Origin of the sequence: Streptomyces sp. CC53 (genome assembly GCF_001865245.1) — a bacterium.
Classification (GTDB): Bacteria; Actinomycetota; Actinomycetes; order Streptomycetales; family Streptomycetaceae; genus Streptomyces.
Genome location: NZ_MKXB01000110.1, coordinates 1,267 through 25,498 on the forward strand (window position 1 = coordinate 1,267; position 24,232 = coordinate 25,498).

Sequence of the window (24,232 nt, forward strand, 5' to 3'; positions counted from 1 at the left end):
TACGCGGGTCTCGGCCGGGTGGGCGAAGGGCACCGGATCTCCGTGGGTGTCCACCGCCTCGCTCTCGCGGTGCACGGGTGCGAGGGACAGCAGTTCGAGGTAGAGGGCGTGGAAGGCGGCGAGGTTCTGCTCGACGGTGAAGAGCTCCAGCGCGCGGGCGCGGGCGGCGGCGCCGAGCCGCTGCCTGCGCTCCGGGTCGCGCAGCAGCGCGAGGCACGCGCCGGCGAAAGCCCGCGGGTTGCGCGGGGGCACGACGAGTCCGGTGCCGCCGACGACCTCCACGACCGCGCCGGCGTCGGTCGACACGGTGGCGCGGGCGCAGAGCATGGCTTCGACGAGGCCGGTCGGGAAGCCCTCGACGACGCTCGACAGCACGCTCACGCATCCGGAGGCGTAGGCGGCGGGCAGGTCGGGAACCTCCGGTCCGCCGATCTCCTCGAAGGACACCGGGTTCTCGCCCACGGCGTGTGCCCCGGGCGCCTCGTCGGGGAAGAGCTGGGCGGCGAGGGCGGCGCAGTGGGCGAGGTAGCCGCGCGCCTCGGCGTCCCGTACGGGTGCGGAGACGACGCGCAGCCGGGTGTGCGGGAGCTCCCGGTGGACCTGGGCGAAGGCGTGGAGGAGCCCGACGAGGTCCTTGCCGGGTTCCACCCGGCCGACCCACACGAGGGTGCGGTCGTCGCCCGCGGAGTGCGCGGCCTCGCCGACCGCGGCGAACCGTTCCGCTTCGAGGCCGGGGTGGATCGTGCGGATCTTCGAGGGGTCCGCGCCGCACCGCTCCTGCCAGCGCCGGGCGTGGCGGCTGCCGGGGGTGACGGCGTCGGCCCGGCGGTAGACCTCGGTGGCGAGGCGGCGCTGGAACGCGGCGAGCAGGGCGCGCACGGGCGGGCTGAGCCGGGTGCCGGCGGCCGAGAGGTAGTGCGCGCGGAGGTGGACGCCGTACTCGGTGACCAGCAGCGGGGTCCCGAAGAAGCGTTTGGCCACCAGTCCGGGCAGGGCCGCCGTGCCGCCCGAGGCGGCGTGGCAGAGGTCGACGGCGCCGAGCCCGTCGGCGGGGTCGTACCAGTCGAGTGACAGGGGGCGCAGCGCGTGGGCGAGCCGGTCGGCGAACGCGAGGTAGTCGGGGACGGTGGCGGGGTGCACGCGGCGGCGTGCGCCGGGGGCGCGGCAGGCCGATTCGAGGACGCGGGCGGCGCTCTCGGAGCGGAGGGCGGCGCCCAGACCGCCGCGGTCGCGGGCGAGGTCGGCGAGGCCGTAGAGCCCCGAGGCGAAGAGGGCGGCCTGCGGGTCGTCGCCTCCGGCGGGGGGCGCGGCCGGTTCTGCGGTGGTGCGGCACAGCGCGGTGACGAGGTCCGCGAGGTGGCCGGTGAAGCGCTGCCGGTCGCGCCGCCCGTGGACGCGGCCGTCGTCAGCGGGCGCCCGCAGGGTGGCGGTCCGCACCCGGGCGTTGCGGGGCGGGTGGAGCGCGCCGCTGCGGGGCTGCCCCGCGCGGCCCGGGGAGGCGGCGGGGCCGTGTGGGCCGGTGCCGTCCTGCGTGCCGCCGGTCAGTGCGTAGACGTCGAACTCGTGCGGCGCGAGCCCGCGCACGAGCCGGTCGCACCAGAGCCTGGAACCACCCGGTGCGTACGGGTGGCCACCTTCCGTGAGTAGTCCGATGCGCACGAGCACACCCCCGATCTCCCTTGTGTGCGGCCGCCGTTGCTCCGGCGACTCGCGGCGGGACGACCGTAAGCGGACAGGGCGGTGGCGCGGCGGACGGTTGTCCGTCGCGCCACCGGAAGGGGTGAATGCACGTAACTTTCGCGGACCGGTTGCGTTCCGTTGCGCTAGATCACGTGGTGGTCACGCTGCGTCAGGCTGACGGGTAGACCCACGGGTTGGGGCGGCAGGAGATGCCGCCGATCTCCAAGGTCTTGGTCTGCTGCTGCATCACGGGCGCGAGCCCGCCGGGCTTCCGGCAGTTCTCGTGGTTGTGGCCCAGCCGGTGGCCCACCTCGTGGTTGATGAGCATCTGCCGGTAGGCGAGCATCCTGTCCGGTCCGTAGGTGTCGGCGCCCCGCGCCCAGCGGTAGGCGTTGATCATGATGCGCTGGGTGGCGGCGGAGTCGCAGGACACGTTGTCGACGGTGGTGTCGAGCCCGGACTTGGCGCACCAGACGCCCGTCGTGCCGGGGCTGGCGAGCGTGATGACGAAGTCGGGGTCCCCGCTGGAGATCCGCTCGAAGGTCATGGCGCCGCCGTGGGCCCAGCTGCGGTCGTCGTTGAGGGTCTCCTGCACGGCGCGGGCGAACAGCGCCGCGTCCAGGCCGAGGCCCTTCTCCACGTCGACGCGGTAGCGCACCTTGCGCCCCTTGCCGGGGGCCGGGTCGGCGCCCGGCACGGCCTCGAAGTCGCCGGAGCCCTTGAGACCGGGGTCGACGTCGAACTGCCGTGTCATCAGCACGGCATACGTCGGCGGCGCGGGAGCGGACGCCGTGGGGGACGGCGACGCGGAGCCCTGCGACGGCGTGGGCCGCTCGTCGGAGCGCGAGACGGGGTCGTCGCCGCCGGGCCGGGCCGACGCGTCCGCCGCCCGGGCACCGCGGGCCGTGCGCTGCCCGTCGGCGACCTGCCCGGCCACGACGACCGCGAGCACGGTGGTCACGGCCGCCGCGACGACACCGGTGAAGGCGCGCCCGAACCCGGACCGCCGCTGCGCGGCGCCCTCTCCGCCCTCCGCGTCGGCGCCGGGGCGGTGCCCGCCGGCTCCGCCCTCTGCGGGCTCGTCGAACGCCTCGACGAACTCCCGCCGCGGCCCGGGTATCCGCGGCGGCCCCTGCGCGATCCGCGCGGCGGCCCGGGGGGGCTGCGCCGCCGGGTCGGGCGCCGCGGAGTAGGGGCCGCCGCCCCAGCCGCCCCCGGCCTCCCGGTGCTCCGGATGCCCGCCCCGCACCGGCGGGGCGGGGGTGCGGCGGCCGTCGGCCGTGCCGTGGCCGCGATGCGGGCCGTGCGCCGCCTTCAGCCGCGCGTCCTGCGCGGGTACGGGCGCCGGGGCCTGCGTGGCACCGGACCTGCGGCGGCGCCCCGTGCCCGCGCCCTCCGCGGCGCCGGACCGGTCGGCGTCGCCACCCGGCTCCGTGCGGGCCGAACCCTTGCGGCTGTGGCGTCCCACCCCCGGATCAGCTCCCCGTCCGGCCGCCGGCGCGCGGGCCGGCGGCGCCGCGCCCGCCGATCAGGTCCCGCACCGCCCGGGCCACCTCGTCCGGGTACTCCATCATCGCCACGTGCCCGGCCTCCGGCAGCGTCAGCAGCCGGGCGTCGCGGAAGGCCGCGGCGGCCCGGCGCGCCATCCGGTACGAGACGAGCTGGTCGCGCCCCCCGTACACGAGGAGGGTGGGCGCGAGGACCCGTTCCGCCTGGCGCCACAGGTTGTGCTGGCCGCCCAGCGTGTAGGCGTCGACGATGCCGCGCGCCGAACGGGCCATCGCGTCCCAGAAGTACGGCAGCTCCAGGCGCCGCTCCATCTCCTCCACCGCGGCGCGCAGCCCCTCCTCGGTGACCCGCCGCGGGTCGCCGTAGCAGAGCGCGAGGACCCCGCGCACCCGCTGTTCGGGCGTCCAGTCCCTGGTCATGCGGGCGAAGAGGCGGGCCGCCCCGGGCACCGCCAGCAGGCCGGTGGGCCAGGCCGTGCGCTGCGCCCGCAGCTCGGGCAGCGCGGGCGAGACCAGGGTGAGCGTGCGGACCAGGTCGGGCCGGACGGCCGCGACCCGGGTGGCGACGGCGCCGCCGAGGGAGTTGCCGATGAGGTGGACCGGGCCGCGCCCGCCGCCGTCCAGCAGGCGGATGACGGCCCGGGCGTGCCCGGTCACGGAGTAGTTGCCGTCGTCGGGCGGCGGGGAGGCACCGAAACCGGGCAGGTCGACGGCCTCGCCGTCCAGCAGGTCTTCCAGCAGCGGCATGAGCGCCGACCAGTTCTGCGAGGAACCGCCGAGGCCGTGCACATACAGCGCGGGGGCCCGGCCACGGCCCTCCGAGGGGCGGAAGCGCAGATTCAGGGTCAGCCCGGGCAGCGCCACGGAGCGGAGTCGTTCGCCGTCCGCGACCCGCACGGAGCGGGCCCGGGAGGCCGCGGCGGCGGTCGAGGACGCGGACGCGGGCAGCTCGGTCGAAGACATGCGGCAATGTTACGAGAGGATCACGCCCGCATGGTTGTGTCCGCCGTCACACGTCGCATAGCGCTGGAAAGAGTGAGCCCATACGCTCGTTTCGAGAGCTCGCCGCGGGTACTCGTGCGCCGACACGCCCCCGCGGCGGGGCCCAGGAAGAGGAAGGGGAGCCATGACCGTCGACCCCACGGATCCCGAGACCCTGACGGAGAACGGCGAGGAGGAGTCGGCGGCCGGGCTGGACGACGAGGCCCCGGAGGCCGACGCGGCCGAGCAGCACACCGAACTCCGACAGCACCAGGACGAGCCACTGACCGGGATCGACCCCGCGGCGGCGAACGAGGCGGACGCCGTGGAGCAGCGGCGGGTGGTCGCGCTGGACGAGGACGACTACCGCTGAGGCGACCACCGCCGAGGGCGGCGGCAGGGGCTAGCCCGCCGGTGGGTCCGACGCCCGGCGGCTCGCCGCGCCGCAGGTCGGCCGCGGGTCCGCCGCTTTCTGGCGGTATGCCGGGGTTCCCCGCCGCGCCGGTTGGTTCACGGTTGAAGCTCTGCCTACCGCCGGCGTCCGATACGTGAAATTCTGCGCTCGCGACGCGCACAGTCGGGTTACCGAAAAGTACGATGGCGGGCGCGGCACACCGCACATGTGGATCGATTTGGGAGGCGGCGTGACAGCCATCGAGCAGACAGAGGCAGCACGCCCGAGAGGCACCCGCCTGCCGCGCCGGGCCCGACGCACCCAACTCCTCGGCGCCGCCCAGGAGGTCTTCGTCGCCCAGGGATACCACGCGGCGGCCATGGACGACATCGCGGAGCGGGCCGGCGTCAGCAAGCCCGTCCTCTACCAGCACTTCCCGGGCAAGCTGGAGCTGTACCTGGCGCTCCTCGACCAGCACTGCGACTCCCTGCTCCAGTCGGTCCGCACGGCGCTCGGCTCCACGACGGACAACAAGCAGCGCGTGGCGGCGACGATGGACGCCTACTTCGCGTACGTGGAGGACGAGGGCGGCGCCTTCCGACTGGTCTTCGAGTCGGACCTGACGAACGAGCCCGCCGTGCGGGAGCGCGTGGAGCGCGTGTCCCTCCAGTGTGCGGAGGCGATCTCCCAGGTGATCGCCGAGGACACGGGCCTGTCGAAGGACGAGTCCATGCTGCTGGCGGTGGGCCTCGGCGGGGTGTCCCAGGTGGTCGCCCGGCACTGGCTGGCGAGCGGTTCCCCCGTGCCCCGCGACCGCGCCGTGCAGCTTCTGACGTCGCTGGCGTGGCGGGGCATCGCGGGCTTCCCGCTGCACGGCGCCGAGGGCCACTGACAGGGCGGCGGCGCGGCTGTTCGCTGTTGGCGTGCGCCGCCGGGCCGTGGGCCTTCCCCTCTCCGGGCTAATGTGTGCAGCGTACGGCGCGGCTGGCCGCGCATCGCTGACCGTTCGGAGGGACATAGCCGTGGAGGTCAAGATCGGCGTGCAGCACGCGCCCCGGGAGATCGTTCTGGAGAGCGGGCAGTCCGCCGAGGACGTCGAGCGCCTCGTGGGTGAGGCGCTGGCCGGCAAGGAACGGCTTCTCAGCCTGACCGACGAGAAGGGCCGTACGGTGCTCGTGCCGGCCGACCGGATCGCGTACGTGGAGATCGGCGAGCCTTCGGTGCGCCGCGTGGGCTTCGGCGCCATCTGAAGCAGCACGGCGCCTTGGGGCACCGGATGTGAGAGGCCCGGCGGGTTGACCCGCCGGGCCTCCGCGCTGTTCCGCCGCCCGGCACGACGAGCCGCAGCGACGGCCCCGCGTGCGGGTCCCCGCCGGGGCGGCGGGAGGAGTGCGCCTCCGGAGTCACCGGGCCGTGGGGGCTTCCCGGACGCAGGGGTGCGGCTCCCCCGAGGGGCCGGCGGGCAGTGGCCCAGGACCGTCGGGGTGAGGAAGCACGGGCGCCGGAGCGTGGTGGCGCGAGTGCGCCGGCGGTCTCGGGACGTGGTGCGGGCGCCTGGCGATAGTGCGCGGGCCGCAGTGCGGGCGCGTGGGGTCCCAGGCCGTGGTGCGGGCGCCGGGACGTAGGCGCGGGCGGCGAGGGGGCACGCGGCCGCACGGCCACCGGAGACGGCGGCGGCCGTAGTGGTGGCGCAAGGCAGCGCGACCACCGGAGACGGTGACAGCGGTAGCCCGAGGACACACGGCCACCGGAGACCGCAATGGCGCGCAGCCGCCCGACGGCACGCGGGAGAGCGGCCGCGGGACCGGCGGGCGGGGAGGGCGGCGGGGTCGCGGGTCCGGTGTGTCCGCACGGGGCGCGGGCCCCCGTCGCGCCGGGCCGCCCGCCCTCGCCGGGACACGGGTATGTGGGGCGGTCGGTCAACGCCGGGAAGCGGCTGGTCGGGGGCGCCTGATGGGGTGGTCGGGAGGATTGCGGTCGGCGTGTCACGGGTAGGACGGCCTACGTCCGTCATGACCCGCCCCGCCGTCCGCGAGGTGATGCGTGTGTACTGGGAAGCGCTCGGCTCCGTCCTCCTCGGGCTCGCCCTGGCGTGGGCGGCCCTCCTGCGGATGCCCGACCGGCTTCCGCCGCGGCGCACGGTGCTGGTGACGGGTGTTCTCGGCGCCCTGTTCGGCGCCTTCGTCAGCCACACGGCGCTCGGCCCCGGCTTCGTGCTGGGCACGCTCGCCGGGGCGGCCGCAGTCAGTGCCGTCCTGCTGTCCCTGCTGATCCGCCCGGCGGGCCGCCGGCTGCGCCGATCCGCGGCGGCGTGACGCACCGCGCCGCCGCCCATCGCCTCCCGAGGACCAACCGGTCCGCGGCGACCGCGGGCGTCACACGGACGGCCGCGGACGCCGGAACGACGAGCAGCCCTAGCCGGCCGCCGGCAGGCGCCCGCCGGCCGAGGGAGCACCTCCGGGCGGGCACACGCCCCGGGCGACCGGTCGGGTGAACGGCGTCAGGACGCCAGGCCCAGCGCCGCCATCCGCCTGGTGTGCGCCTTGGTGATCCGCGAGAACATCTCGCCCACGGCCGCCAGGTCGAAGCCGTCGGCGACCCCGCCGACCAGCATCGTCGACAGGGCGTCGCGCTCCGCCACGACCCGCTGGGCCTGCGAGAGCGCCTCCCCCATGAGCCTGCGCGCCCAGAGCGCCAGGCGGCCGCCGACCCGCGGGTCCGCCTCGATCGCGGCGCGCACCTTCTCCACGGCGAAGTTCCCGTGCCCGGTGTCGTCGAGCACCGACAGCACCAGCGCGCAGGTGTCGGAGTCCAGCCGGGTCGCCACCTCCCGGTAGAAGTCGCTGGCGATGGAGTCCCCGACGTACGCCTTGACCAGGCCCTCCAGCCAGTCCGAGGGAGCGGTCTGGAGGTGGAAGTCGTCCAGCGGCTTGGCGAACGGCTCCATCGCGGCCGTGGGGTCCTCACCGATCGCGGCGAGCCGGTTCCGCAACTGCTCGAAGTGGTGGAACTCCGCCGACGCCATCTTGGCCAGCTCCGCCTTGTCCGCCAGCGACGGGGCGAGCTTCGCGTCCTCGGCGAGCCGCTCGAAGGCCGCGAGCTCCCCGTACGCGAGCACGCCCAGCAGGTCGACGATCGCCTCGCGGTACCGCGGGTCGGCGGACGCGGCGGCCCAGTCCTTGGCGGCGATGCCGGTCGGCGCGGGGCTGTCGGTGGCGGTCTCTGCTGCGGTGCTGGCGTTGTCAGGCGTCTCCATAGAAGCGCACAATAGCCCGCCCCCCGCGCCCCGGAAGGACGCGGCCATCGAGTGTGACCTCCCCCTCCTTGTGAATTGCCCCAACACACCTGCGCGATTCCGGGGTACAGTGATAAGGCGCCTGTCGAGTATGCGGACACTTCCGCATGGGCTCGGGAGGCCGTTCCATGAATGAGGATGCCCGGTCGGTGGCCCGATCGGCTCCGACCCGACAGCCCTCCGTGCGCTCTCGCACATGAGGGGCCCTCAGCGGTGTGACGCTTCGAGCGACGGCAGTGGTCCCGCGCCACCCGGCAGCGACCTGATCAGGTCCGCGGCCGGCAGATGTTCCGGCGCGGTCACGACCCTCGCGGTCGAGACCCCCAGCGTTCGCCTCATGCCGCGGTTCACAGAAGAGGCGACACCCTGACTACGCAGCCTACGACTTTCCGAGAACTCGGGATCCTGCCCGAGACCGCCGAGGCCCTGGAGGCCGTCGGCATCACGACTCCGTTCCCCATCCAGGAGATGACGCTCCCGGTCGCCCTGTCCGGCACCGACGTCATCGGCCAGGCCAAGACCGGCACGGGCAAGACGCTCGGCTTCGGCCTGCCGCTGCTGGAGCGCGTCACCGTCCCGGCGGACGTCGAGGCGGGCCGGGCGCAGCCCGAGCAGCTGACCGACGCGCCGCAGGCCCTGATCGTCGTGCCCACCCGCGAGCTGTGCACCCAGGTCACCAACGACCTGCTGACCGCGGGCAAGGTCCGCAACGTCCGCGTGCTGGCGATCTACGGCGGCCGGGCGTACGAGCCGCAGGTCGAGGCCCTCTCCAAGGGCGTCGACGTGGTCGTCGGCACCCCTGGCCGGCTGCTCGACCTGGCCGGGCAGCGGAAGCTGGACCTGGCCCACATCCGCACCCTCGTACTGGACGAGGCGGACGAGATGCTCGACCTGGGCTTCCTGCCCGACGTCGAGAAGATCATCGGCATGCTGCCGGCGAAGCGCCAGACCATGCTGTTCTCGGCGACCATGCCCGGTGCCGTGATCGGCCTGGCGCGCCGCTACATGTCGCAGCCCACGCACATCCGCGCCACGGCCCCGGACGACCAGGGCGTCACGCACGCCAACATCAAGCAGTTCGTCTACCGCGCCCACTCGATGGACAAGCCGGAGATGATCGCCCGCATACTGCAGGCCCGGGGCCGCGGCCTGGCGATGGTCTTCTGCCGTACGAAGCGGACGGCGGCGGACATCGCGGAGCAGCTGGAGCGGCGCGGCTTCGCCTCCGGCGCGGTCCACGGAGACCTCGGCCAGGGCGCCCGCGAGCAGGCGCTGCGCGCGTTCCGCAACGGCAAGGTCGACGTGCTGGTCTGCACGGACGTCGCCGCTCGCGGCATCGACGTCGAGGGCGTCACGCACGTGATCAACTACCAGTCGCCCGAGGACGAGAAGACGTACCTCCACCGCACCGGCCGCACCGGCCGCGCGGGAGCGTCCGGTACGGCGGTCACGCTGGTGGACTGGGACGACATCCCGCGCTGGCAGCTGATCAACAAGGCGCTGGAGCTGGACTACAACGACCCGGTCGAGACGTACTCCACCTCACCGCACCTCTACAGCGACCTGGACATCCCGGAGGGCACCAAGGGCGTCCTGCCGCGGGCCGAGCGCACCCGCGCCGGGCTCAAGGCAGAGGAGCTGGAAGACCTCGGCGAGCCGGGCGGTCGCGGGCGCGGCCGGGCGGCGCGCGGAGGCCGCGAGCGTGAGGAGGAGCGTCCCGCACGCACCCGTACGCCCCGCCAGCGCCGCCGCACGCGCGGTGGGCAGGCGAGGGAAGAGGGCGCCCCGGTGACGGACGCGCCCGCGGTGGGCCCCGAGGCGGAGGCCGGTGAGGTGCCGGCTGAGCGCCGCACGCTGCGCCGCCGCCGTCGTACCCGTGCGGGCGGCGCGGCCGCGGCCGAGTCGACCCCCGCGGTGACGTCGGAGGCCCGGCAGGCCGAGGCCGCCGTGGCCGTGCAGCCGGAACCGGCCCCCGAGGCCGTAGCGGCCGTGGAGACCGCAGAGGCACCCGCGGAGCGCAAGCCCCGGCGCCGCACCCGCTCGTCGGCTGCGGAGACCGTCGAGACGGCGGAGGCCGCGGAGCAGCCCACCGCTCCCAAGCAGCGCCGCACCCGCAAGACCGCGGCCGCCAAGGCCGTCGAGACGGCGGAGGGCACGGAGTCGGCCGCCCCGGCGGTGGAGGAGGCCGCGGCGGAGCCCACGCCGCGCCGGCGCACCCGCAAGACCGCGGCCAAGGCGCCGGTGGCGGGCGAGGAGAGCGCGCCGGTCGCCGAGGAGGCCGCGGAGCCGGAGGCCACGCCGCGTCGCCGCACCCGCAAGGCCGCCGCGTCCGCCGACACCGCGGCGGTCGAGGATGCCGTGGCTGAGGCCGCGCCCCGGCGCCGCCGCACCCGCAAGGCCGCCGTGGCGCAGCCTTCGGAGGCCTGACACCGCAGCGAGCGCGCCCCCGCAGCCTCCCCCGAGGCGGCGGGGGCGTCGCGCTGTCCGGCCCCGCGCGCAGGCTCTCCACGAGGCCCCACCCGTCCCGCTCGCACGGGGCGCACGGCCCGACCGCCGTGCGCGGGTCAGCCGGCCGGGGCGGCGCGGCGCTGGCACGGACGGGGCGCCACCCGCGGGCGCCTGGCGGTCCCCCGGGCGGGGTCGGTCGGCGGCGGACAGCGTGGCCGAAGGCCCCGGAGCGGCACGGCAACCACGGGCAGGCCCCGCCCCGCCTCCGTCGTGCAGCTGTCCGGCAGCCGCTGCGGCAGACGGCCACGCAGGGCCGTCGCCGTGCCCCGGTGGCCCCGGAGGGCCGGGGCTGTGATCAGGGGGAGGTGAAGGGGCGTTAGCCTCGGGACATGAGTCGGCCGCCCACCTTCGTACCGCCCGCCTGTGCCCGCGCCCGTGTGCTGGAGACGGCCCGGGGCCCCTTCGCCGTGCTCGACGCCGCGCCCCGGGGCGCCGTGCGCGGCGCCGCGCTCCTGCTGCCCGGATACACCGGCAGCAAGGAGGACTTCATCGCCATGCTGGAGCCCCTCACCGACGCCGGGTACCAGGTCGTCGCCGTCGACGGGCGGGGGCAGTACGAGACGGCCGGGCCGGACGACCAGCGGGCCTACGCCCAGCGGGAGCTGGCGCTCGACGTGCTCGCCCAGGCGGAGGCCCTGCGCGGCGACGGCACGCCCCTGCACCTGCTGGGGCACTCGCTCGGCGGCCAGATCGCCCGGGCCGCCGTGCTGACCGACCCCGCCCCGTTCGCGTCGCTGACCCTGATGAGCTCGGGACCGGCCGAGGTCACGGCGCCGCAGCGGGAGAAGATCAAGCTGCTCACGGACGCCCTCGGCGCCCTCGGCATGGACGAGGTCTGGACGGCCATGCGCGCGCTGGACCCGCCGGAGGACGCGGACGACCCGCAGCGCGGCGGTGACCGGGAGGACCTGCGGCAGCGCTGGCTGCGCCACAACCCGGCGCAGCTCACCGCCACCGGGCGCCAGCTGTGCACCGAGCCGGACCGGGTCGCGGAGCTGGCCGCGCTGGGCCCGGCGCTGCCCTGCCACGTGGTGTCCGGGGAGCGCGACGACACCTGGCCGGTGCCGCTGCTGGACGCGATGGCGGCGCGCCTCGGCGCCCACCGCACGGTCGTCGGGGGCGCGGAGCACTCCCCCAACACGGACCGTCCGCGGGAGACCTCGGACGCGGTGGCGGCGTTCTGGGAACGGGCGGGCCGCCCCGGCAACGCCGCCGAAGCACCCGCGTAACAGGGGTCGGCCAGCATGGCGTGACCGGGCCGCGGGTGCGCGGCCCGCCGCGCGACGAAGGGGAACGCCATGCGCTTCGAGATCATGCGCCTCGACGACGTCGACGGCGCCGCCGTGGACCGCGCGGTCGTGGACGCGGCCGCCGTCGGCCGGATGGTGCAGCAGGCGGCCGCGACCGGTCAGCGGATCTACATCCGCCCGGCCGGATCCGACGCCCCGTGACGGCCCGCCGCGCCGTCCGGGTGCCCGGGCGGCGCGACGGGCGGCCGGGCCGGCGGCAGGGGAACGCCCCCGCACGCGGTGTACGGGGGCGTCCGGGCCCGCCGGAGGTCAGGGGCCCAGGAGGAACCCGGGGTCCCTCTCAGGCCAGGGGCCCGGCGGCAGCCGGGTAGGGCGTGAGTCGGGGCCCGGCGTGAGTCTGAGGTACGCCGGGAGTCGGAGGTACCCCGGGAGCCGGGGGGTCCGGCGGGTCAGGCCGCGCCGTTGATCGTCTGGGTCACGCCGTTGATGATCTGCTGCACGGCGATCGCCGACAGCATCATCCCGGCGAGGCGGGTCACCAGGACCACGCCGCCGTCCTTGATCACCCGGATGATGACCAGCGAGTAGCGCATGGTCAGCCACAGCACCACGTGCATGGCGGCGATGGCCGCCCAGACCGAGACCTGCCCCGCGACGCCGTCGGCGTGCTGGACGGCGAGGATCACGGCGACGATGGCGCCGGGGCCCGCGAGCAGCGGCATGCCCAGCGGCACGAGCGCCACGTTGACGTCCTTGGTCTGCTTCGGCTCGTCCGTCTTGCCGGTGAGCAGGTCGAGCGCGATGAGGAGGAGGAGCAGGCCGCCCGCGATCATCAGGGCGGGCACGGACACGTGCAGGTAGTCGAGGATCTGCTGGCCCAGGAGGCCGAAGACGGTGATCACGCTGAAGGCGACGGCCACCGCCTGCCAGGCCATGCGGCGCTGGACCTTGGTGGCGCGGCCGGAGGTCAGCGCGAGGAAGATCGGCGTGATCCCGGGGGGATCCATGATGACAAAAAGGGTCAGAAAGAGAGAGCCGAAGAGGGCGAGGTCGAACACGATGTGGCCTTGCGAAGAGGGTTGTGCAGGGGAATGCCGCCCGCGGGGCGGGCAGGCAGGGAGGAAGACGTGGCGGTGGGGGCGGGGCCTCTCACCGGGTGCTGCGGGGTGTCGGCCCCGGACCGTCAGGCGTCGACGCGTCCGCCCGCGCCCGGCACCGGGAAGGCGCCGGCGGCGCGCCGCGTGATCTCACCGAAGATCTCGGGGTCGGTCGTGTAGTCGCCGAGGGCGCAGGTCTTGCGGGTGCCGTGGTAGTCGCTGGAGCCGGTGGTGAGCAGGCCGAGGTCGGCGGCGAGGCCGCGCAGGCGGCTCCTGGTCGGCTCGTCGTGGTCCATGTGGTCGACTTCGATGCCGTCGAGGCCGTACGCGGCGAGGTCCGCGATCACGTGGTCGGGCGCCGTCTGTCCGCGCTTGACCGCGCCGGGGTGCGCGAAGACCGTGACCCCGCCCGCCGCCCTGACCAGGCGGATGGCCTTGAAGGGGTCGAGTTCGTGCTTCTCGACGTACGCCCGGCCGCCGTCGGCGAGCCACTCGGTGGTGAAGGCCGCGGAGACGTCGGGGACGACGCCCAGCTCGACGAGGGCCTGCGCGATGTGCGGGCGGCCCACGGAGCCGTCGCCCGCGATGACGGCGACCCGCTCCCAGGTCACCGGCACGCCCTGCTCCTGGAGCTTGGCCACCATGGCGCGGGCGCGCGGGACGCGGTCGTCGCGGACCAGGTCCATCTCGCGGGCCAGCTCGGGCTCGGCGGGGTCGAAGAGGTAGGCGAGCAGGTGCATGCCGACGCCGTTGAGGCGGCAGGACAGCTCGGCGCCCGTGACGAGGGTGAGGCCCTCGGGGAGCGCGGCGATCGCCTCGGCGTGGCCCCGGGTCGTGTCGTGGTCGGTCAGCGCGACCACGTCGAGGCCGGTGGCGGCGGCACGCCGCACCAGCTCGGCGGGGGTGTCCGTGCCGTCGGATGCCGTGGAGTGGGTGTGCAGGTCGATGCGCACGACTCGGCTCCAGGGCTCGGTACGGAAGAACGGGGACACCCCAGAATAACCGGCACGGCGCGTCCCCGGACCGTGGGCGTGGTCACGTCACGCCAGCAGCCGCGGCGACAGCGCCCCGCAGGGGACGAGGTCCGTCTCGGCGCCCGCCTCCCGCAGGTCGGCGAGGACCAGCTCGTCGTAGAGCATCAGCCCGGCCGCCTCGGGCCAGGCGACGGCCCACAGCCACAGGCCGCGCGCCTCACCCGCGAACACCGCCCGGTCCTCCGGGGTGCCGCCGACGTGCCACAGCGGTGTCGGGCGCCCGCCGGCCAGCACCTTGGCGTGCGGCGCCTTGGCGGTGCACAGGTGCGGTCCCGGGTCGGGCCCGTCGAGCCCGGCGTGCCGGGCTCCGAGGCCGACGCCCAGTTCCTCGGCGATCAGGAGCAGCTCCCCCACGCCGCCCAGCGGGCCGGGGCCGGAGCAGGCGACGGCGGTGGCGCGGCCGCCGCTGCGGTCGTCCCCGGCGTACGCGACGCCGGTGAACAGCCAGCCGACGGGCAGGGGCCAGGGCATCCACACCGGGACGCGGGCGCGGTGCACCACCACCCGCAGCGCCTCCACGCTGGGTGGGACCACCGGCTGCAGCGGGAAGACGGGACCGTGCACGTCGCACTGCCAACGGTCGGCGAAGAGGCCGGGCGGCCGGACCCGGCGTCCGCACTTCGGGCAACTGGGTTCGCCCCTCATAGCGTTCAACGGTCCTCCCCCGCCGTCGCCGCGTCAAGGACGATCACCCGTCCGGTGTGCCCCGCCGCGCTCGCCGTGTGCCCGGGGGCGGCCCGTCCGGCGTGCCACGCCGGGCTTCCGGGGGCCGTCCGGCCGTCAGTCCAGCCGCACCCCGGAGCGCAGCGGGTCGCGCAGGTCCGTGCCCGCGGCGAGCCAGCGCTCCTCCAGGGCCTGGGCCCCGTGCACCCGCTTCCAGGCGGCCTCGTTCGGCGTCATCGGCAGCAGCGGCAGGAAGCGGACCGGGTCCATGCCCTCCTCCGGCGGCTCCAAGTCGGGGACGAGGCCGCCGGGCTCGGCGACGAGTACGGAGGTGAAGGGGGCGCCGGGCCACAGCGGCTCGCCGACGTCCAGGGACGCCCCGGGCGCCACGACGACCCCCTCGACCTGCGGGGACGCGGCGAGCACGGCGAGCGGGCGGAGCACCTTGTCGGTGTCGGCGAGGCCGGCCCGCACCGAGAGCACCAGCTCGGCGCGCGGGCCCTTGACGGGGTCCGCGACGGCAGCGGTGGGGTCGGTCATCGGTTGCGCGGACATGCCGAGGGTGGCGTAGCGCACCACCGGGCGGGGGGCGTCGCCGTTCTCGGTGCCGGTGAAGCGCAGCACCTCGATGCGGTCCGCGCCGAGGAAGGTCACCGCCGCCCGGGCGTCCGGTTCGCCGAGCGCCGTCCGCAGCCGCGCCTCGACGAGCGCGAGAACTTTTGCCATGCCGCGAGCATAGAGTGCGTATCGAACGGGCAAAGGAAGGGATTGACCTTCAGGCGGCTGATAGTGTGGGCCGCTGTCCGGGACGGTGCTCCGAGAGTGCTTTCAGGTCCCGACGACTCGTCATCCCCCACGGGGGACCGGCCGGAGGAGGTGGGACTGCGGTGGATCGAAGTCGATCGTGCAGTACCAGCCGCTCTTCCGCGCCGCACGCGCCGCGCAGCACGTACGCCTTCCCCGCTCGCTGACCGGTCCGCCGGCCGTGGCGCCGCTCCCTTCCCGTACCGCCCCGCACCGGGCCGTACGGAGCGAATGAGGCGTACCAGGCACGCACACGGGGCACTCGCGCCGCCGGAAGAGCACGTTTCCGCCCTCTTCCCGCTTCCCGCCTCCCGGTGGGCCGCGGAACCGAACCGCGAAACCGCGAACACCGTCATCGTGAACGCGGTGCCACCCGCTTCGGGGACGTACGCGCCGAGGCCGCCCGCCGGTCCCGTCGACGTCCTCGTTCCGGGTTGTGCCACGCCCCCGCCGACGGCTTCCCGTGAAGGAGCCCGCCATGTCGATGATCCGTGAGCTGCGTGCCGTCGTCCGGCCGTCCCTGCGCAAGCGCAACGCCGCCCCCTACCCGCCGTACAGCGGCTACGACGCGACGCGCGACCCGTCGGCGTCGACCGCGGTGGTCGACTGCGCCGTCTACCGCGAGGGCCGCCGGCTGAAGGAGGAGGAGCCCCTGACGCCCCGTGAGGCGATGCGCAGGGTGCGTGAGGGCGGCGGCTTCGCCTGGATCGGGCTGCACGAGCCGACGGAGGCCGAATTCGCCGGCATCGCGGCCGAGTTCGGGCTGCACCCGCTGGCCGTGGAGGACGCGGTGCACGCGCACCAGCGGCCGAAGCTGGAGCGGTACGACGACACGCTCTTCACCGTGTTCAAGACGGTCCACTACGTGGAGCACGCCGAACTGACCGCGACCAGTGAGGTCGTGGAGTCGGGCGAGGTGATGTGCTTCACGGGCCGGGACTTCGTCATCACCGTGCGGCACGGCGGGCAGGGCTCGCTGCGCAACCTGCGCCACCGGCTGGAGGCCGACCCGGAGCTGCTGGCGAAGGGCCCTTCGTCGGTGCTGCACGCGATCTCCGACCACGTGGTCGACGGGTACATCGCGGTGGCGGACGCCGTCGAGATCGACATCGACCAGCTGGAGATCGACGTGTTCTCGCCGCCCGCGAAGGGCAGCACGCGCGGCGCGGACACCGGCCGGATCTACCAGTTGAAGCGCGAGGTGCTGGAGTTCAAGCGGGCCGTGATGCCGCTGATGCGGCCGATGCAGCTGCTGAGCGAGCGGCCCATGCGGCTGGTCGACCCCGACATCCAGAAGTACTTCCGGGACGTGGCCGACCACCTGGCCCGGGTGCAGGAGCAGGTCGTCGGCTTCGACGAGCTCCTCAACTCCATCCTCCAGGCGAACCTGGCCCAGGCGACGGTCGCGCAGAACGAGGACATGCGCAAGATCACCTCCTGGGCGGCGATCATCGCCGTGCCGACGGCGGTCTGCGGCGTCTACGGCATGAACTTCGAGCACATGCCGGAACTCCAGTGGAAGTACGGCTATCCGCTGGTGCTCACCGCGATCATCGGCACCTGCTTCGCCATCCACCGCACCCTGAAGCGCAACGGCTGGCTGTGACTAAGCTGCGGGCATGACTGACGACCTGCTGCTCGGCCGCGCCCTCGTCGAGGAGGCCACGAAGAAGTCCGGTCTCGTCTGGGTGCGCGGCGACGGGTCGGCGCGGGCGCTGTGGCACGTGTGGCACGAGGGGGCGGCCCACGTCGTCGGGGACGGCCCCGGTGAGCAGCCGCTGCCGAGCGGCCTCGTGGACGGAGCGGTCGCGGAGGTCACCGTCCGCAGCAAGGACAAGGGCGGCCGGGTGGTCGCCTGGACGGCGGACGTGCGGGAGCCGGCCCCGGGGTCCGGGGAGTGGCAGGCGGCGGTCGAGGAGCTCAAGGGCAAGCGGCTGAACGCCCCGGACGCGGAGACGATGACCGAGCGGTGGGCCCGGGAGTGCCGGGTGCTGCGCCTCACTCCGCGGGACGTGCGCACCGAACTGCCGGACGGTTCGCTGGCCGCGGTGCCGCTGCCGAGCCCCGCGACCACCCGCCGCCCCGCCCCGGCGGCCCTGCCGCGACTGCTGTTCCGGCGCAAGCGCCGCTAGGTGTGCTGCCCGCACCTCCGTGACCCCGGTTCCCCGCGCCCGCGGGTCCCGTCCGCACGGCACTCACCGCGAGGGCCCGTCCGCCGCCGCCCGGCCCGCGTACCTGGCGCACGACGGCGGTCCGTCCCCGTTTCCGCGGGCGCGTCCGCCGTGGAGTCGTGGGCGCCGGGGCCCCCTCCGCGCGTCAGCCGCTGGTGCGGGGCAGCTGCTTGCCGTAGTCGAGGGTGTCGTCCTTCGCCGGCGGGTCCAGCGCGAAGTCCATGTCCCAGTCCGTGAGGACCACGACCCCGGCTCCGCCGCCGCGCGCGAACCGCATCGGGTACGGGGTCCCCTCCAGGGAGACGTCCAGCGTGCCGCCCTCGCCGTGCGGGCCGCCCGCGACCTTGATCGTGCGCTTGCCCGCGATGGAGTCGCGGTCGCCCTTGACGGTCTCCCCGTGCAGCGTGGTCAACCCGCCGACCAGAACGTTCTTCTCTGTGAAGCCGCGCAGCAGCTTGTACGAGGGATCGTCCTGGGGCACCTTCACGTACTTGCCGTCGAGCTTCTCCGCGGCCTGGACGTCCTCCTTGGTGGGTTCGCCCGTGCTCTCGGCCCGCCGCCAGAACTCGGCCCCGGCCTTCATGTAGAGCACGTCGCCGATGCGCAGCAGCTCGAAGCGGGAGTTCCTGGTGGCGACGGAGCCGGCCGCGCCGTCCTGCTTGAGCCGCATGTTCAGCTTGTACGAGACGCCCTTGCTGACCAGGGTCCCCGACAGCCGCACCGCCTTCGCCGCCGAGGCGGCCGACTGGGCCTTGGCCTCGATCTGCTGGGCGGTCAGCTTGCCGACCCCGTTGGTGCCCGCGTCCGGATCCTCCTCCGCGCATCCGCTGAGCACCGCCGCGGCGCCGACGCAGAGCGCGACGGCCAGGGCGGCACGGGAACGACGGGCATGCGGAGCCGGAGGGGGGAAGGTCACCAGCGCTGCCTCTCAGAATCTCACCGTGGGGGGACGCAGACCCGCAGCGTACCGGGGCCCGGCGACGGGCTCCGCACAGAGCCGTACGGACCGCCTGCCTGGCCGAGCCGAACCACATCGAGCTAGCCTGAATCCCCGTATGACGGATATGGTAGTGGACGTCGGGAGGAGGGCGGCATGGTGGCAGGCGCCCCCCGCATCTTCGTCTCGCACCTCGCGGGAACCGCCGTCTTCGACCCGAACGGAGACCAGGTGGGCCGGGTCCGCGACCTGGTCGCCATGCTGCGGGTCGGGCGCCGTCCGCCCCGGGTGCTGGGGATGGTCGTGGAGGTGATCGGCCGGCGCCGGATCTTCCTGCCGATGACCCGCGTGACGGGCGTCGAGTCGGGACAGGTCATCACCACCGGGGTCCTCAACGTGCGCCGCTTCGAACAGCGGCCCACCGAGCGGCTCGTCCTCGGCGAACTGCTCGACCGCCGGGTGCGCATGGTCGACGGCGGCGACGAGGTCACCGTGCTGGACGTCGCGATGCGGCAGCTGCCCGCCCGCCGCGAGTGGGAGATCGACAAGGTGTTCGTCCGCCGGGGCGGCGGCGGGGCGCTGCGCCGCAAGGGCGAGACGCTGACCGTGGACTGGTCGGCGGTCACCGGCTTCTCCCTGGAGGAGACCGGGCAGGGCGCGGAGAGCCTGCTCGCCACGTTCGAGCGGATGCGCCCCGCCGACGTGGCGAACGCGCTGCACCACCTGTCCCCGAAGCGGCGTGCCGAGGTCGCCGCCGCCCTCCACGACGACCGGCTCGCGGACGTGCTGGAGGAGCTGCCGGAGGACGACCAGATCGAGATCCTCGGCAAGCTGAAGGCCGAGCGCGCCGCGGACGTGCTGGAGGCGATGGACCCGGACGACGCCGCCGACCTGCTGTCGGAGCTGCCGGAGGACGACAAGGAGCGGCTGCTGCGGCTCATGCGTCCGGACGACGCGGCCGACGTGCGGCGGCTGATGTCGTACGAGGAGCGCACCGCGGGCGGCCTGATGACGACGGAGCCGATCGTGCTGCGCCCGGACGCGACGGTCGCGGACGCCCTGGCCCGGGTGCGCCAGCAGGACCTGCCGCCCGCGCTGGCGGCGCAGGTGTACGTGTGCCGGCCGCCCGACGAGACGCCGACCGGCAAGTACCTGGGCACGGTCCACTTCCAGCGGCTGTTGCGGGACCCGCCGTTCACGCTGGTGTCGGCGGTCGTCGACACCGACCTGGAGCCGCTGTCGCCGGACACGCCGCTGCGGACGGTGACGAGCCACCTGGCGGCGTACAACCTGGTGGCGGCACCGGTCGTGGACGACGGCGGGTCGCTGCTCGGCGCGGTCACGGTGGACGACGTGCTGGACCACCTGCTGCCGGACGACTGGCGGGAGGCCGAGTTCGAACCGGACGGCAACGGGCACGGGCTCGCCCACGGGGCGCAGCGGCGCCGGGGCCCGGCGGGAGGGGGCGCGCATGGGGCCTGAGCGCGAGCGTGTCCCGGAGTGGGGCGCCGGGCGCGAGCGTGCCGCCTCCCCGCGGGAGCGGGCCGCGGCGGTGCGGGACCGGTCGGCCCCGCGGACCCGGCTCGACCAGCCGCTGGACCAGCCGCGGGTGCGGCGGCCGAGGATGCTGCCGGAGTACGACCCGGAGGCGTTCGGCCGGCTGTCGGAGCGGATCGCCCGGTTCCTCGGCACGGGCCGCTTCATCGTCTGGATGACGGTCTTCATCATCACGTGGCTGACGTGGAACATCAGCGCGCCGGCGGCGCTGCGCTTCGACCCGTACCCGTTCATCTTCCTCACCCTGATGCTGTCGTTGCAGGCGTCGTACGCGGCGCCGCTGATCCTGCTGGCGCAGAACCGGCAGGACGACCGGGACCGGGTGAACCTTGAGCAGGACCGGGCGCAGAACGAGCGGTCGATCGCGGACACCGAGTACCTCACCCGGGAGATCGCCGCGCTGCGGATGGGCCTGGGGGAGGTCGCCACCCGGGACTGGATCCGCTCGGAGCTGGAGGACCTGGTGCGGGAGCTGGAGGAGCGGCGGGCCGTATTCCCGCCCGCGGGGACCGTACGGAGTGACGAAGGCGACCGCTGACGGGCTTTCCCGGGCCCGTGCCCGGCGCCGTACCATCGTCAGCATGACGACGGAAGACGCGGTGCGCGACGCACTGGCGACGGTGAACGACCCCGAGATCCATCGCCCGATCACTGAGCTCGGCATGGTCAAGTCGGTGGAGATCGGCGCGGACGGTGCGGTGGCCGTCACCGTCTACCTGACGGTGTCGGGCTGCCCGATGCGCGAGACGATCACCAGCAACGTGACCGAGGCGGTCTCCCGCGTCGAGGGCGTCACCCGTGTCGACGTGACGCTGGACGTGATGAGCGACGAGCAGCGCAAGGAACTCGCGGCGGCGCTGCGCGGCACCACCGCGGAGCGCGAGGTGCCGTTCGCCAAGCCGGGTTCGCTGACCCGGGTGTACGCGGTGGCCTCCGGCAAGGGCGGCGTCGGCAAGTCGTCGGTGACCGTGAACCTGGCGGCGGCGATGGCCGCCGACGGGCTGAAGGTGGGTGTCGTCGACGCCGACATCTACGGCCACAGCGTGCCCCGCATGCTGGGCGCGGACGGCCGGCCGACGCAGGTCGAGAACATGATCATGCCGCCGTCGGCGCACGGCGTGAAGGTGATCTCCATCGGCATGTTCACGCCCGGCAACGCGCCGGTGGTGTGGCGCGGCCCGATGCTGCACCGCGCGCTGCAGCAGTTCCTCGCGGACGTGTACTGGGGCGACCTGGACGTCCTGCTCATGGACCTGCCGCCGGGCACCGGTGACATCGCGATCTCCGTGGCGCAGCTCGTGCCGAACGCGGAGATCCTCGTCGTCACCACCCCGCAGCAGGCCGCGGCGGAGGTGGCCGAGCGGGCCGGTTCCATCGCCGTGCAGACCCACCAGAAGATCGTCGGTGTCGTCGAGAACATGTCGGGCCTGCCGTGCCCGCACTGCGACGAGATGGTCGACGTCTTCGGCACGGGCGGCGGCCAGAAGGTCGCGGACGGCCTGACGCGGACCACGGGCGCCACCGTGCCGGTGCTGGGCTCGATCCCGATCGACGTGCGGCTGCGCGAGGGCGGCGACGACGGCAGGCCGGTCGTGCTGTCGGACCCGGACTCCCCCGCGGGCGCCGCGCTGCGCGCCATCGCCGGGAAGCTGGGCGGCCGCCAGCGCGGGCTGTCCGGGATGAGCCTGGGGATCACGCCCCGCAACAAGTTCTGACCGCTCCGCCGCGGGGCGCCGTTCCTTCCGGGACGGCGCCCCGCGGCGCGTGGTGCCTCAGCTGTACGCGGACAGGTCCGTCACCACGGAGAAGCCGAGCCCGTAGGCGCTCATGCCGCGCCCGTACGCGCCCAGGTGCACCCCGCCCGGCGCCGAGCCGGCCAGCACCCAGCCGAACTCGGACTCGCGGTAGTGGAAGGGCTGCGGCTCCCCGTCGACCGGCAGGGACAGCGTGGTCCACGCGGGTCCGTCCAGGTCGTCGGCGAGCGCGAAGGCCGTCTCGGTCTGCTGGTCCAGCCACTCGCTGCGCAGCGCGTGGTCGAGCTGGGCGGGCCAGGTGTACGCCAGCAGGCCGGAGCCGGCCAGCCAGGCGGCGGAGGACGCCGTCGTGGCGTCCAGGACGCCCGTGCCGTCGCCGCTGCGGCGCACGGGGCTCGCGGCGACGGTGACGACGACCGCGAAGCGGCTGCGGTCGGCGCCGCCCTCGGGCCGTATCGTCGGCTCCTCTCCGTGGCCCGTGGAGCCGTGCTGCACGGTGCCGTCCGCGGCTGTGCCGACCTGCATCAGCCAGCGGGGGCCGGTGAACGCTCCGTCCAGCCCGTACCAGGGGAAGGAGGCCCGCAGGTAGCCGTCGGCGGTGCGACGGACGGCGGGCACCCCCTCGGAGGTGGGTGTGGTATCGGGCGCAGGCTCTGCTTGCGCCTGCGCCTCCACCTGACTCGTGGTCTCCATCTGCCCGGCCGCCTCCTCGATCCGTTCGGACAGATGGAGAGGATATCCACCGAGGCGGGGCTCTTCGGGGAAGGTCGGTACGACCTGTGACTCAGGTGGCGTCAGCGTCGAAGGGGGGCCGATCGGGCGCGTCGCGCTTTTTCAGCAGGTCGGGGCCGGTCGCGTCCTGCTTCTTCAGCAGGTCCGGCCCGGGTGCCGGGGAGACGGCGGACGGGCCTGCGGCGGCGGGCGCGGCGGTGCCCCTGACGACGTCCGCGACGTCGTCGATCTCCTTGCGGAGGTCGAAGCTGCTGCGCAGCTCCTTGAACTCCCTGAGGTCGTCGTTCTCGGCGAGCTGCTTGCGGATGAACGTCTTGGGGTTCAGGTCCTCGAACTCGAAGTCCTTGAACTCCGGGCCGAGTTCCGTGCGGATGTCCTGCTTCGCGTTCTCCGAGAAGTCCCGGACCTTGCGGATGAAGCCGGCGACGTCCTGGATGACCTTGGGGAGCTTGTCGGGGCCGAAGATGAGCACGGCGAGGATGGCCAGCGCCACCAGCTCAAGTGCCCCTATGTCACCGAACACCTTGTCGCTCCTCCTGAAAGTCTCGGTCCACGGTACCCGCTCCGCCGGGTGCGGAGGGACAGCCGGTCATCCGTTCACCCGCCCGTCGTCGGCGTGTCGGCTGCGGGTCGGTGGTTCGCCGCTGCTCAGTCGCTCGCCGAAGAGCCGAGAGTGAGCGTTTTCACCAGCTCGCGGCCGCCGCGGCGCAGGGTGAGCCGCAGCTCGTCGCCCGGCCGGTGGGCGCGGATCTTGATGATCAGCTCCTCACCGCTGTGCACCCGCTCGTCGCCCGCCTTGACGATCACGTCGCCGGGACGGATGCCCGCCGCGGCTGCGGCGCCGCCGGGGGTCACGGACGCGCCGCCCTCGCGGGCCCGCTCGGCGACGCGGGCGCCGTCACCGGTGAACTGCATGTCGAGGGTGACGCCGATGACCGGGTGGGTGGCCCTGCCGGTGTTGATGAGCTCCTCCGCGACGCGCTTGCCCTGGTTGATGGGGATCGCGAAGCCGAGGCCGATCGATCCGGCCTGGCCCCGGTCGGGCTCCGCGCCGTCACCGGCGGCGCGGATGGCGCTGTTGATGCCGATGACGCGGGCGCGGGAGTCGAGGAGCGGCCCGCCGGAGTTGCCGGGGTTTATCGGGGCGTCCGTCTGGAGGGCGTCGACGTAGCTGACGTCGCTGCCGTCGCCCTTCTGCCCGCCCGCGGTGATGGGCCTCCCCTTGGCGCTGATGATGCCGGAGGTGACGGTGTTCTGGAGGTCGAAGGGGGCGCCGATGGCGACGACGGGGTCGCCGACCCGGACGCTGTCGGAGTTGCCGAGCGGCAGCGGTGTCAGGCGGGAGACGCCCTGGACCTTCACCACGGCCAGGTCGTAGCCGCTGTCCTTGCCGACGAGGGTGGCGCGGGCCGTCTCCCCGCTGCTGAAGGTGACCGTGATCCGGCCGCTGGTGCCCGCCGAGTCGACGACGTGGTGGTTGGTGAGGATGTGGCCGCGCCGGTCGAGGACGAATCCGGTGCCGGTGCCCTGCTCGCCTCCGCCGCCGACGTGCAGCGTGACGACGCTGGGCAGGGCGCGGCTCGCGATGCCGGCGACGCTGCCCGGGGCACGGTCGGCGGCCTCGGGCCCTGCCTGCGGCAGCTCCACGGTGCTCAGGCCGCCGTTCCGTTCCGTGTACGCGCCGACGGCGCCGCCCAGGACGCCCGCGATCAGGGCGAACACGAGTCCGGCGGCGAAACCGAGGCCCCTGCGGCGCGCCTTCGGGGCGGTGGTCTGCTGCGCCACCGCGGCGGCGCCCGGGGTGCTCCACGGGTCGTACTGGAGCCACTGCTGCGGACCCGGCTGCGCCGGTACGGCGGGCGGCGGG

General features: G+C 74.5%; 24 protein-coding genes. 12 read left to right on the forward strand and 12 right to left on the reverse strand.

Annotated features, from left to right (window positions below):
* The 3 genes from BJP40_RS32855 to BJP40_RS10750 form a co-directional block, all read right to left on the reverse strand.
* Positions 1–1,659: DUF3492 domain-containing protein (locus BJP40_RS32855; protein WP_107416751.1), on the reverse strand; the 1,659-nt coding region annotated here is incomplete at its 3' end.
* A 190-nt stretch (positions 1,660–1,849) separates the two neighbouring features.
* A complete protein-coding gene (locus tag BJP40_RS10745; protein WP_071280176.1) occupies positions 1,850–3,148 on the reverse strand; it encodes a DUF3152 domain-containing protein in 1,299 nt (432 codons plus the stop codon).
* A 7-nt stretch (positions 3,149–3,155) separates the two neighbouring features.
* Positions 3,156–4,151: an alpha/beta fold hydrolase gene (locus BJP40_RS10750; RefSeq protein WP_071280177.1), complete on the reverse strand. Its 996-nt coding sequence runs from the start codon at positions 4,149–4,151 to the stop codon at positions 3,156–3,158.
* A gap of 163 nt (positions 4,152–4,314) precedes the next feature.
* Here BJP40_RS10750 and BJP40_RS10755 point away from each other — a divergent pair, with 163 nt between their 5' ends.
* The 4 genes from BJP40_RS10755 (at position 4,315) to BJP40_RS10770 (ending at position 6,878) form a co-directional block, all read left to right on the forward strand.
* A complete protein-coding gene (locus tag BJP40_RS10755) occupies positions 4,315–4,542 on the forward strand; it encodes a hypothetical protein (protein ID WP_071280178.1) in 228 nt (75 codons plus the stop codon).
* Positions 4,543–4,813: 271 nt separating this feature from the next.
* Complete coding sequence (locus tag BJP40_RS10760) at positions 4,814–5,455, forward strand: TetR/AcrR family transcriptional regulator (RefSeq protein ID WP_071264486.1); 642 nt, start codon at positions 4,814–4,816, stop codon at positions 5,453–5,455.
* A gap of 130 nt (positions 5,456–5,585) precedes the next feature.
* The gene (locus BJP40_RS10765; RefSeq protein ID WP_071264488.1) at positions 5,586–5,813 is read left to right on the forward strand and encodes a DUF3107 domain-containing protein; all 228 of its coding nucleotides are present in this window, start codon (positions 5,586–5,588) and stop codon (positions 5,811–5,813) included.
* 795 nt (positions 5,814–6,608) lie between these two features.
* A complete protein-coding gene (locus BJP40_RS10770; protein ID WP_107407864.1) occupies positions 6,609–6,878 on the forward strand; it encodes a hypothetical protein in 270 nt (89 codons plus the stop codon).
* 185 nt (positions 6,879–7,063) lie between these two features.
* On the opposite strand, the gene BJP40_RS10775 is transcribed toward BJP40_RS10770, so the two are convergent.
* Entirely contained in the window at positions 7,064–7,819 is a 756-nt protein-coding gene (locus BJP40_RS10775; RefSeq protein ID WP_071264490.1) for a ferritin-like fold-containing protein, read from the reverse strand.
* Positions 7,820–8,326: 507 nt separating this feature from the next.
* Between BJP40_RS10775 and BJP40_RS10780 the strand changes: the two genes are divergently transcribed.
* The 3 genes from BJP40_RS10780 (at position 8,327) to BJP40_RS34170 (ending at position 11,817) form a co-directional block, all read left to right on the forward strand.
* Entirely contained in the window at positions 8,327–10,285 is a 1,959-nt protein-coding gene (locus tag BJP40_RS10780; protein ID WP_071280179.1) for a DEAD/DEAH box helicase, read from the forward strand.
* A 410-nt stretch (positions 10,286–10,695) separates the two neighbouring features.
* On the forward strand, positions 10,696–11,595 hold the full coding sequence (locus BJP40_RS10785; protein WP_071280180.1) for an alpha/beta fold hydrolase: 900 nt from the start codon (positions 10,696–10,698) through the stop codon (positions 11,593–11,595).
* A 69-nt stretch (positions 11,596–11,664) separates the two neighbouring features.
* On the forward strand, positions 11,665–11,817 hold the full coding sequence (locus BJP40_RS34170; RefSeq protein ID WP_177204354.1) for a hypothetical protein: 153 nt from the start codon (positions 11,665–11,667) through the stop codon (positions 11,815–11,817).
* Between the two features lie 248 nt (positions 11,818–12,065).
* Here the strand turns inward: BJP40_RS34170 and BJP40_RS10790 are convergent, their stop codons facing one another.
* From BJP40_RS10790 to BJP40_RS10805, 4 genes are all read right to left on the reverse strand, one after another.
* Positions 12,066–12,674, reverse strand: coding sequence for a MarC family protein (locus BJP40_RS10790; RefSeq protein ID WP_071264496.1), 609 nt, complete (start codon positions 12,672–12,674; stop codon positions 12,066–12,068).
* 125 nt (positions 12,675–12,799) lie between these two features.
* Positions 12,800–13,666: a PHP domain-containing protein gene (locus BJP40_RS10795; protein ID WP_071280181.1), complete on the reverse strand. Its 867-nt coding sequence runs from the start codon at positions 13,664–13,666 to the stop codon at positions 12,800–12,802.
* 87 nt (positions 13,667–13,753) lie between these two features.
* On the reverse strand, positions 13,754–14,392 hold the full coding sequence (locus tag BJP40_RS10800; RefSeq protein ID WP_071280182.1) for a DUF6758 family protein: 639 nt from the start codon (positions 14,390–14,392) through the stop codon (positions 13,754–13,756).
* 135 nt (positions 14,393–14,527) lie between these two features.
* On the reverse strand, positions 14,528–15,136 hold the full coding sequence (locus tag BJP40_RS10805; RefSeq protein ID WP_071280183.1) for a suppressor of fused domain protein: 609 nt from the start codon (positions 15,134–15,136) through the stop codon (positions 14,528–14,530).
* Between the two features lie 556 nt (positions 15,137–15,692).
* Between BJP40_RS10805 and BJP40_RS10810 the strand changes: the two genes are divergently transcribed.
* Positions 15,693–16,820 carry a magnesium and cobalt transport protein CorA gene (locus BJP40_RS10810; RefSeq protein WP_071264504.1) on the forward strand — a complete coding sequence of 376 codons (1,128 nt, stop codon included), beginning with the start codon at positions 15,693–15,695 and terminating at the stop codon, positions 16,818–16,820.
* A 13-nt stretch (positions 16,821–16,833) separates the two neighbouring features.
* A complete protein-coding gene (locus BJP40_RS10815) occupies positions 16,834–17,346 on the forward strand; it encodes a hypothetical protein (protein ID WP_071280184.1) in 513 nt (170 codons plus the stop codon).
* A 184-nt stretch (positions 17,347–17,530) separates the two neighbouring features.
* On the opposite strand, the gene BJP40_RS10820 is transcribed toward BJP40_RS10815, so the two are convergent.
* Positions 17,531–18,301, reverse strand: a complete 771-nt coding sequence (locus BJP40_RS10820) for a hypothetical protein (protein WP_071280185.1) — start codon at positions 18,299–18,301, stop codon at positions 17,531–17,533.
* A 177-nt stretch (positions 18,302–18,478) separates the two neighbouring features.
* Here BJP40_RS10820 and BJP40_RS10825 point away from each other — a divergent pair, with 177 nt between their 5' ends.
* From BJP40_RS10825 to BJP40_RS10835, 3 genes are read left to right on the forward strand one after another with little or no spacing between them, the layout of a single operon-like run.
* Positions 18,479–19,804: a magnesium transporter MgtE N-terminal domain-containing protein gene (locus BJP40_RS10825; RefSeq protein ID WP_071280186.1), complete on the forward strand. Its 1,326-nt coding sequence runs from the start codon at positions 18,479–18,481 to the stop codon at positions 19,802–19,804.
* Positions 19,794–20,417, forward strand: a complete 624-nt coding sequence (locus BJP40_RS10830) for a DUF1003 domain-containing protein (protein WP_079171075.1) — start codon at positions 19,794–19,796, stop codon at positions 20,415–20,417. The genes BJP40_RS10825 and BJP40_RS10830 overlap by 11 nt, the downstream gene beginning before the upstream one ends.
* 43 nt (positions 20,418–20,460) lie before the next feature.
* On the forward strand, positions 20,461–21,594 hold the full coding sequence (locus BJP40_RS10835) for an Mrp/NBP35 family ATP-binding protein (protein WP_071280190.1): 1,134 nt from the start codon (positions 20,461–20,463) through the stop codon (positions 21,592–21,594).
* 57 nt (positions 21,595–21,651) lie between these two features.
* On the opposite strand, the gene BJP40_RS10840 is transcribed toward BJP40_RS10835, so the two are convergent.
* The 3 genes from BJP40_RS10840 to BJP40_RS10850 all read right to left on the reverse strand — a co-directional run.
* Complete coding sequence (locus BJP40_RS10840; RefSeq protein WP_071280187.1) at positions 21,652–22,326, reverse strand: hypothetical protein; 675 nt, start codon at positions 22,324–22,326, stop codon at positions 21,652–21,654.
* A gap of 91 nt (positions 22,327–22,417) precedes the next feature.
* Positions 22,418–22,888 carry a sec-independent translocase gene (locus BJP40_RS10845; RefSeq protein WP_071280188.1) on the reverse strand — a complete coding sequence of 157 codons (471 nt, stop codon included), beginning with the start codon at positions 22,886–22,888 and terminating at the stop codon, positions 22,418–22,420.
* A gap of 125 nt (positions 22,889–23,013) precedes the next feature.
* On the reverse strand, positions 23,014–24,232 hold a 1,219-nt coding region (locus BJP40_RS10850), incomplete at its 5' end, for a S1C family serine protease (RefSeq protein ID WP_071280189.1).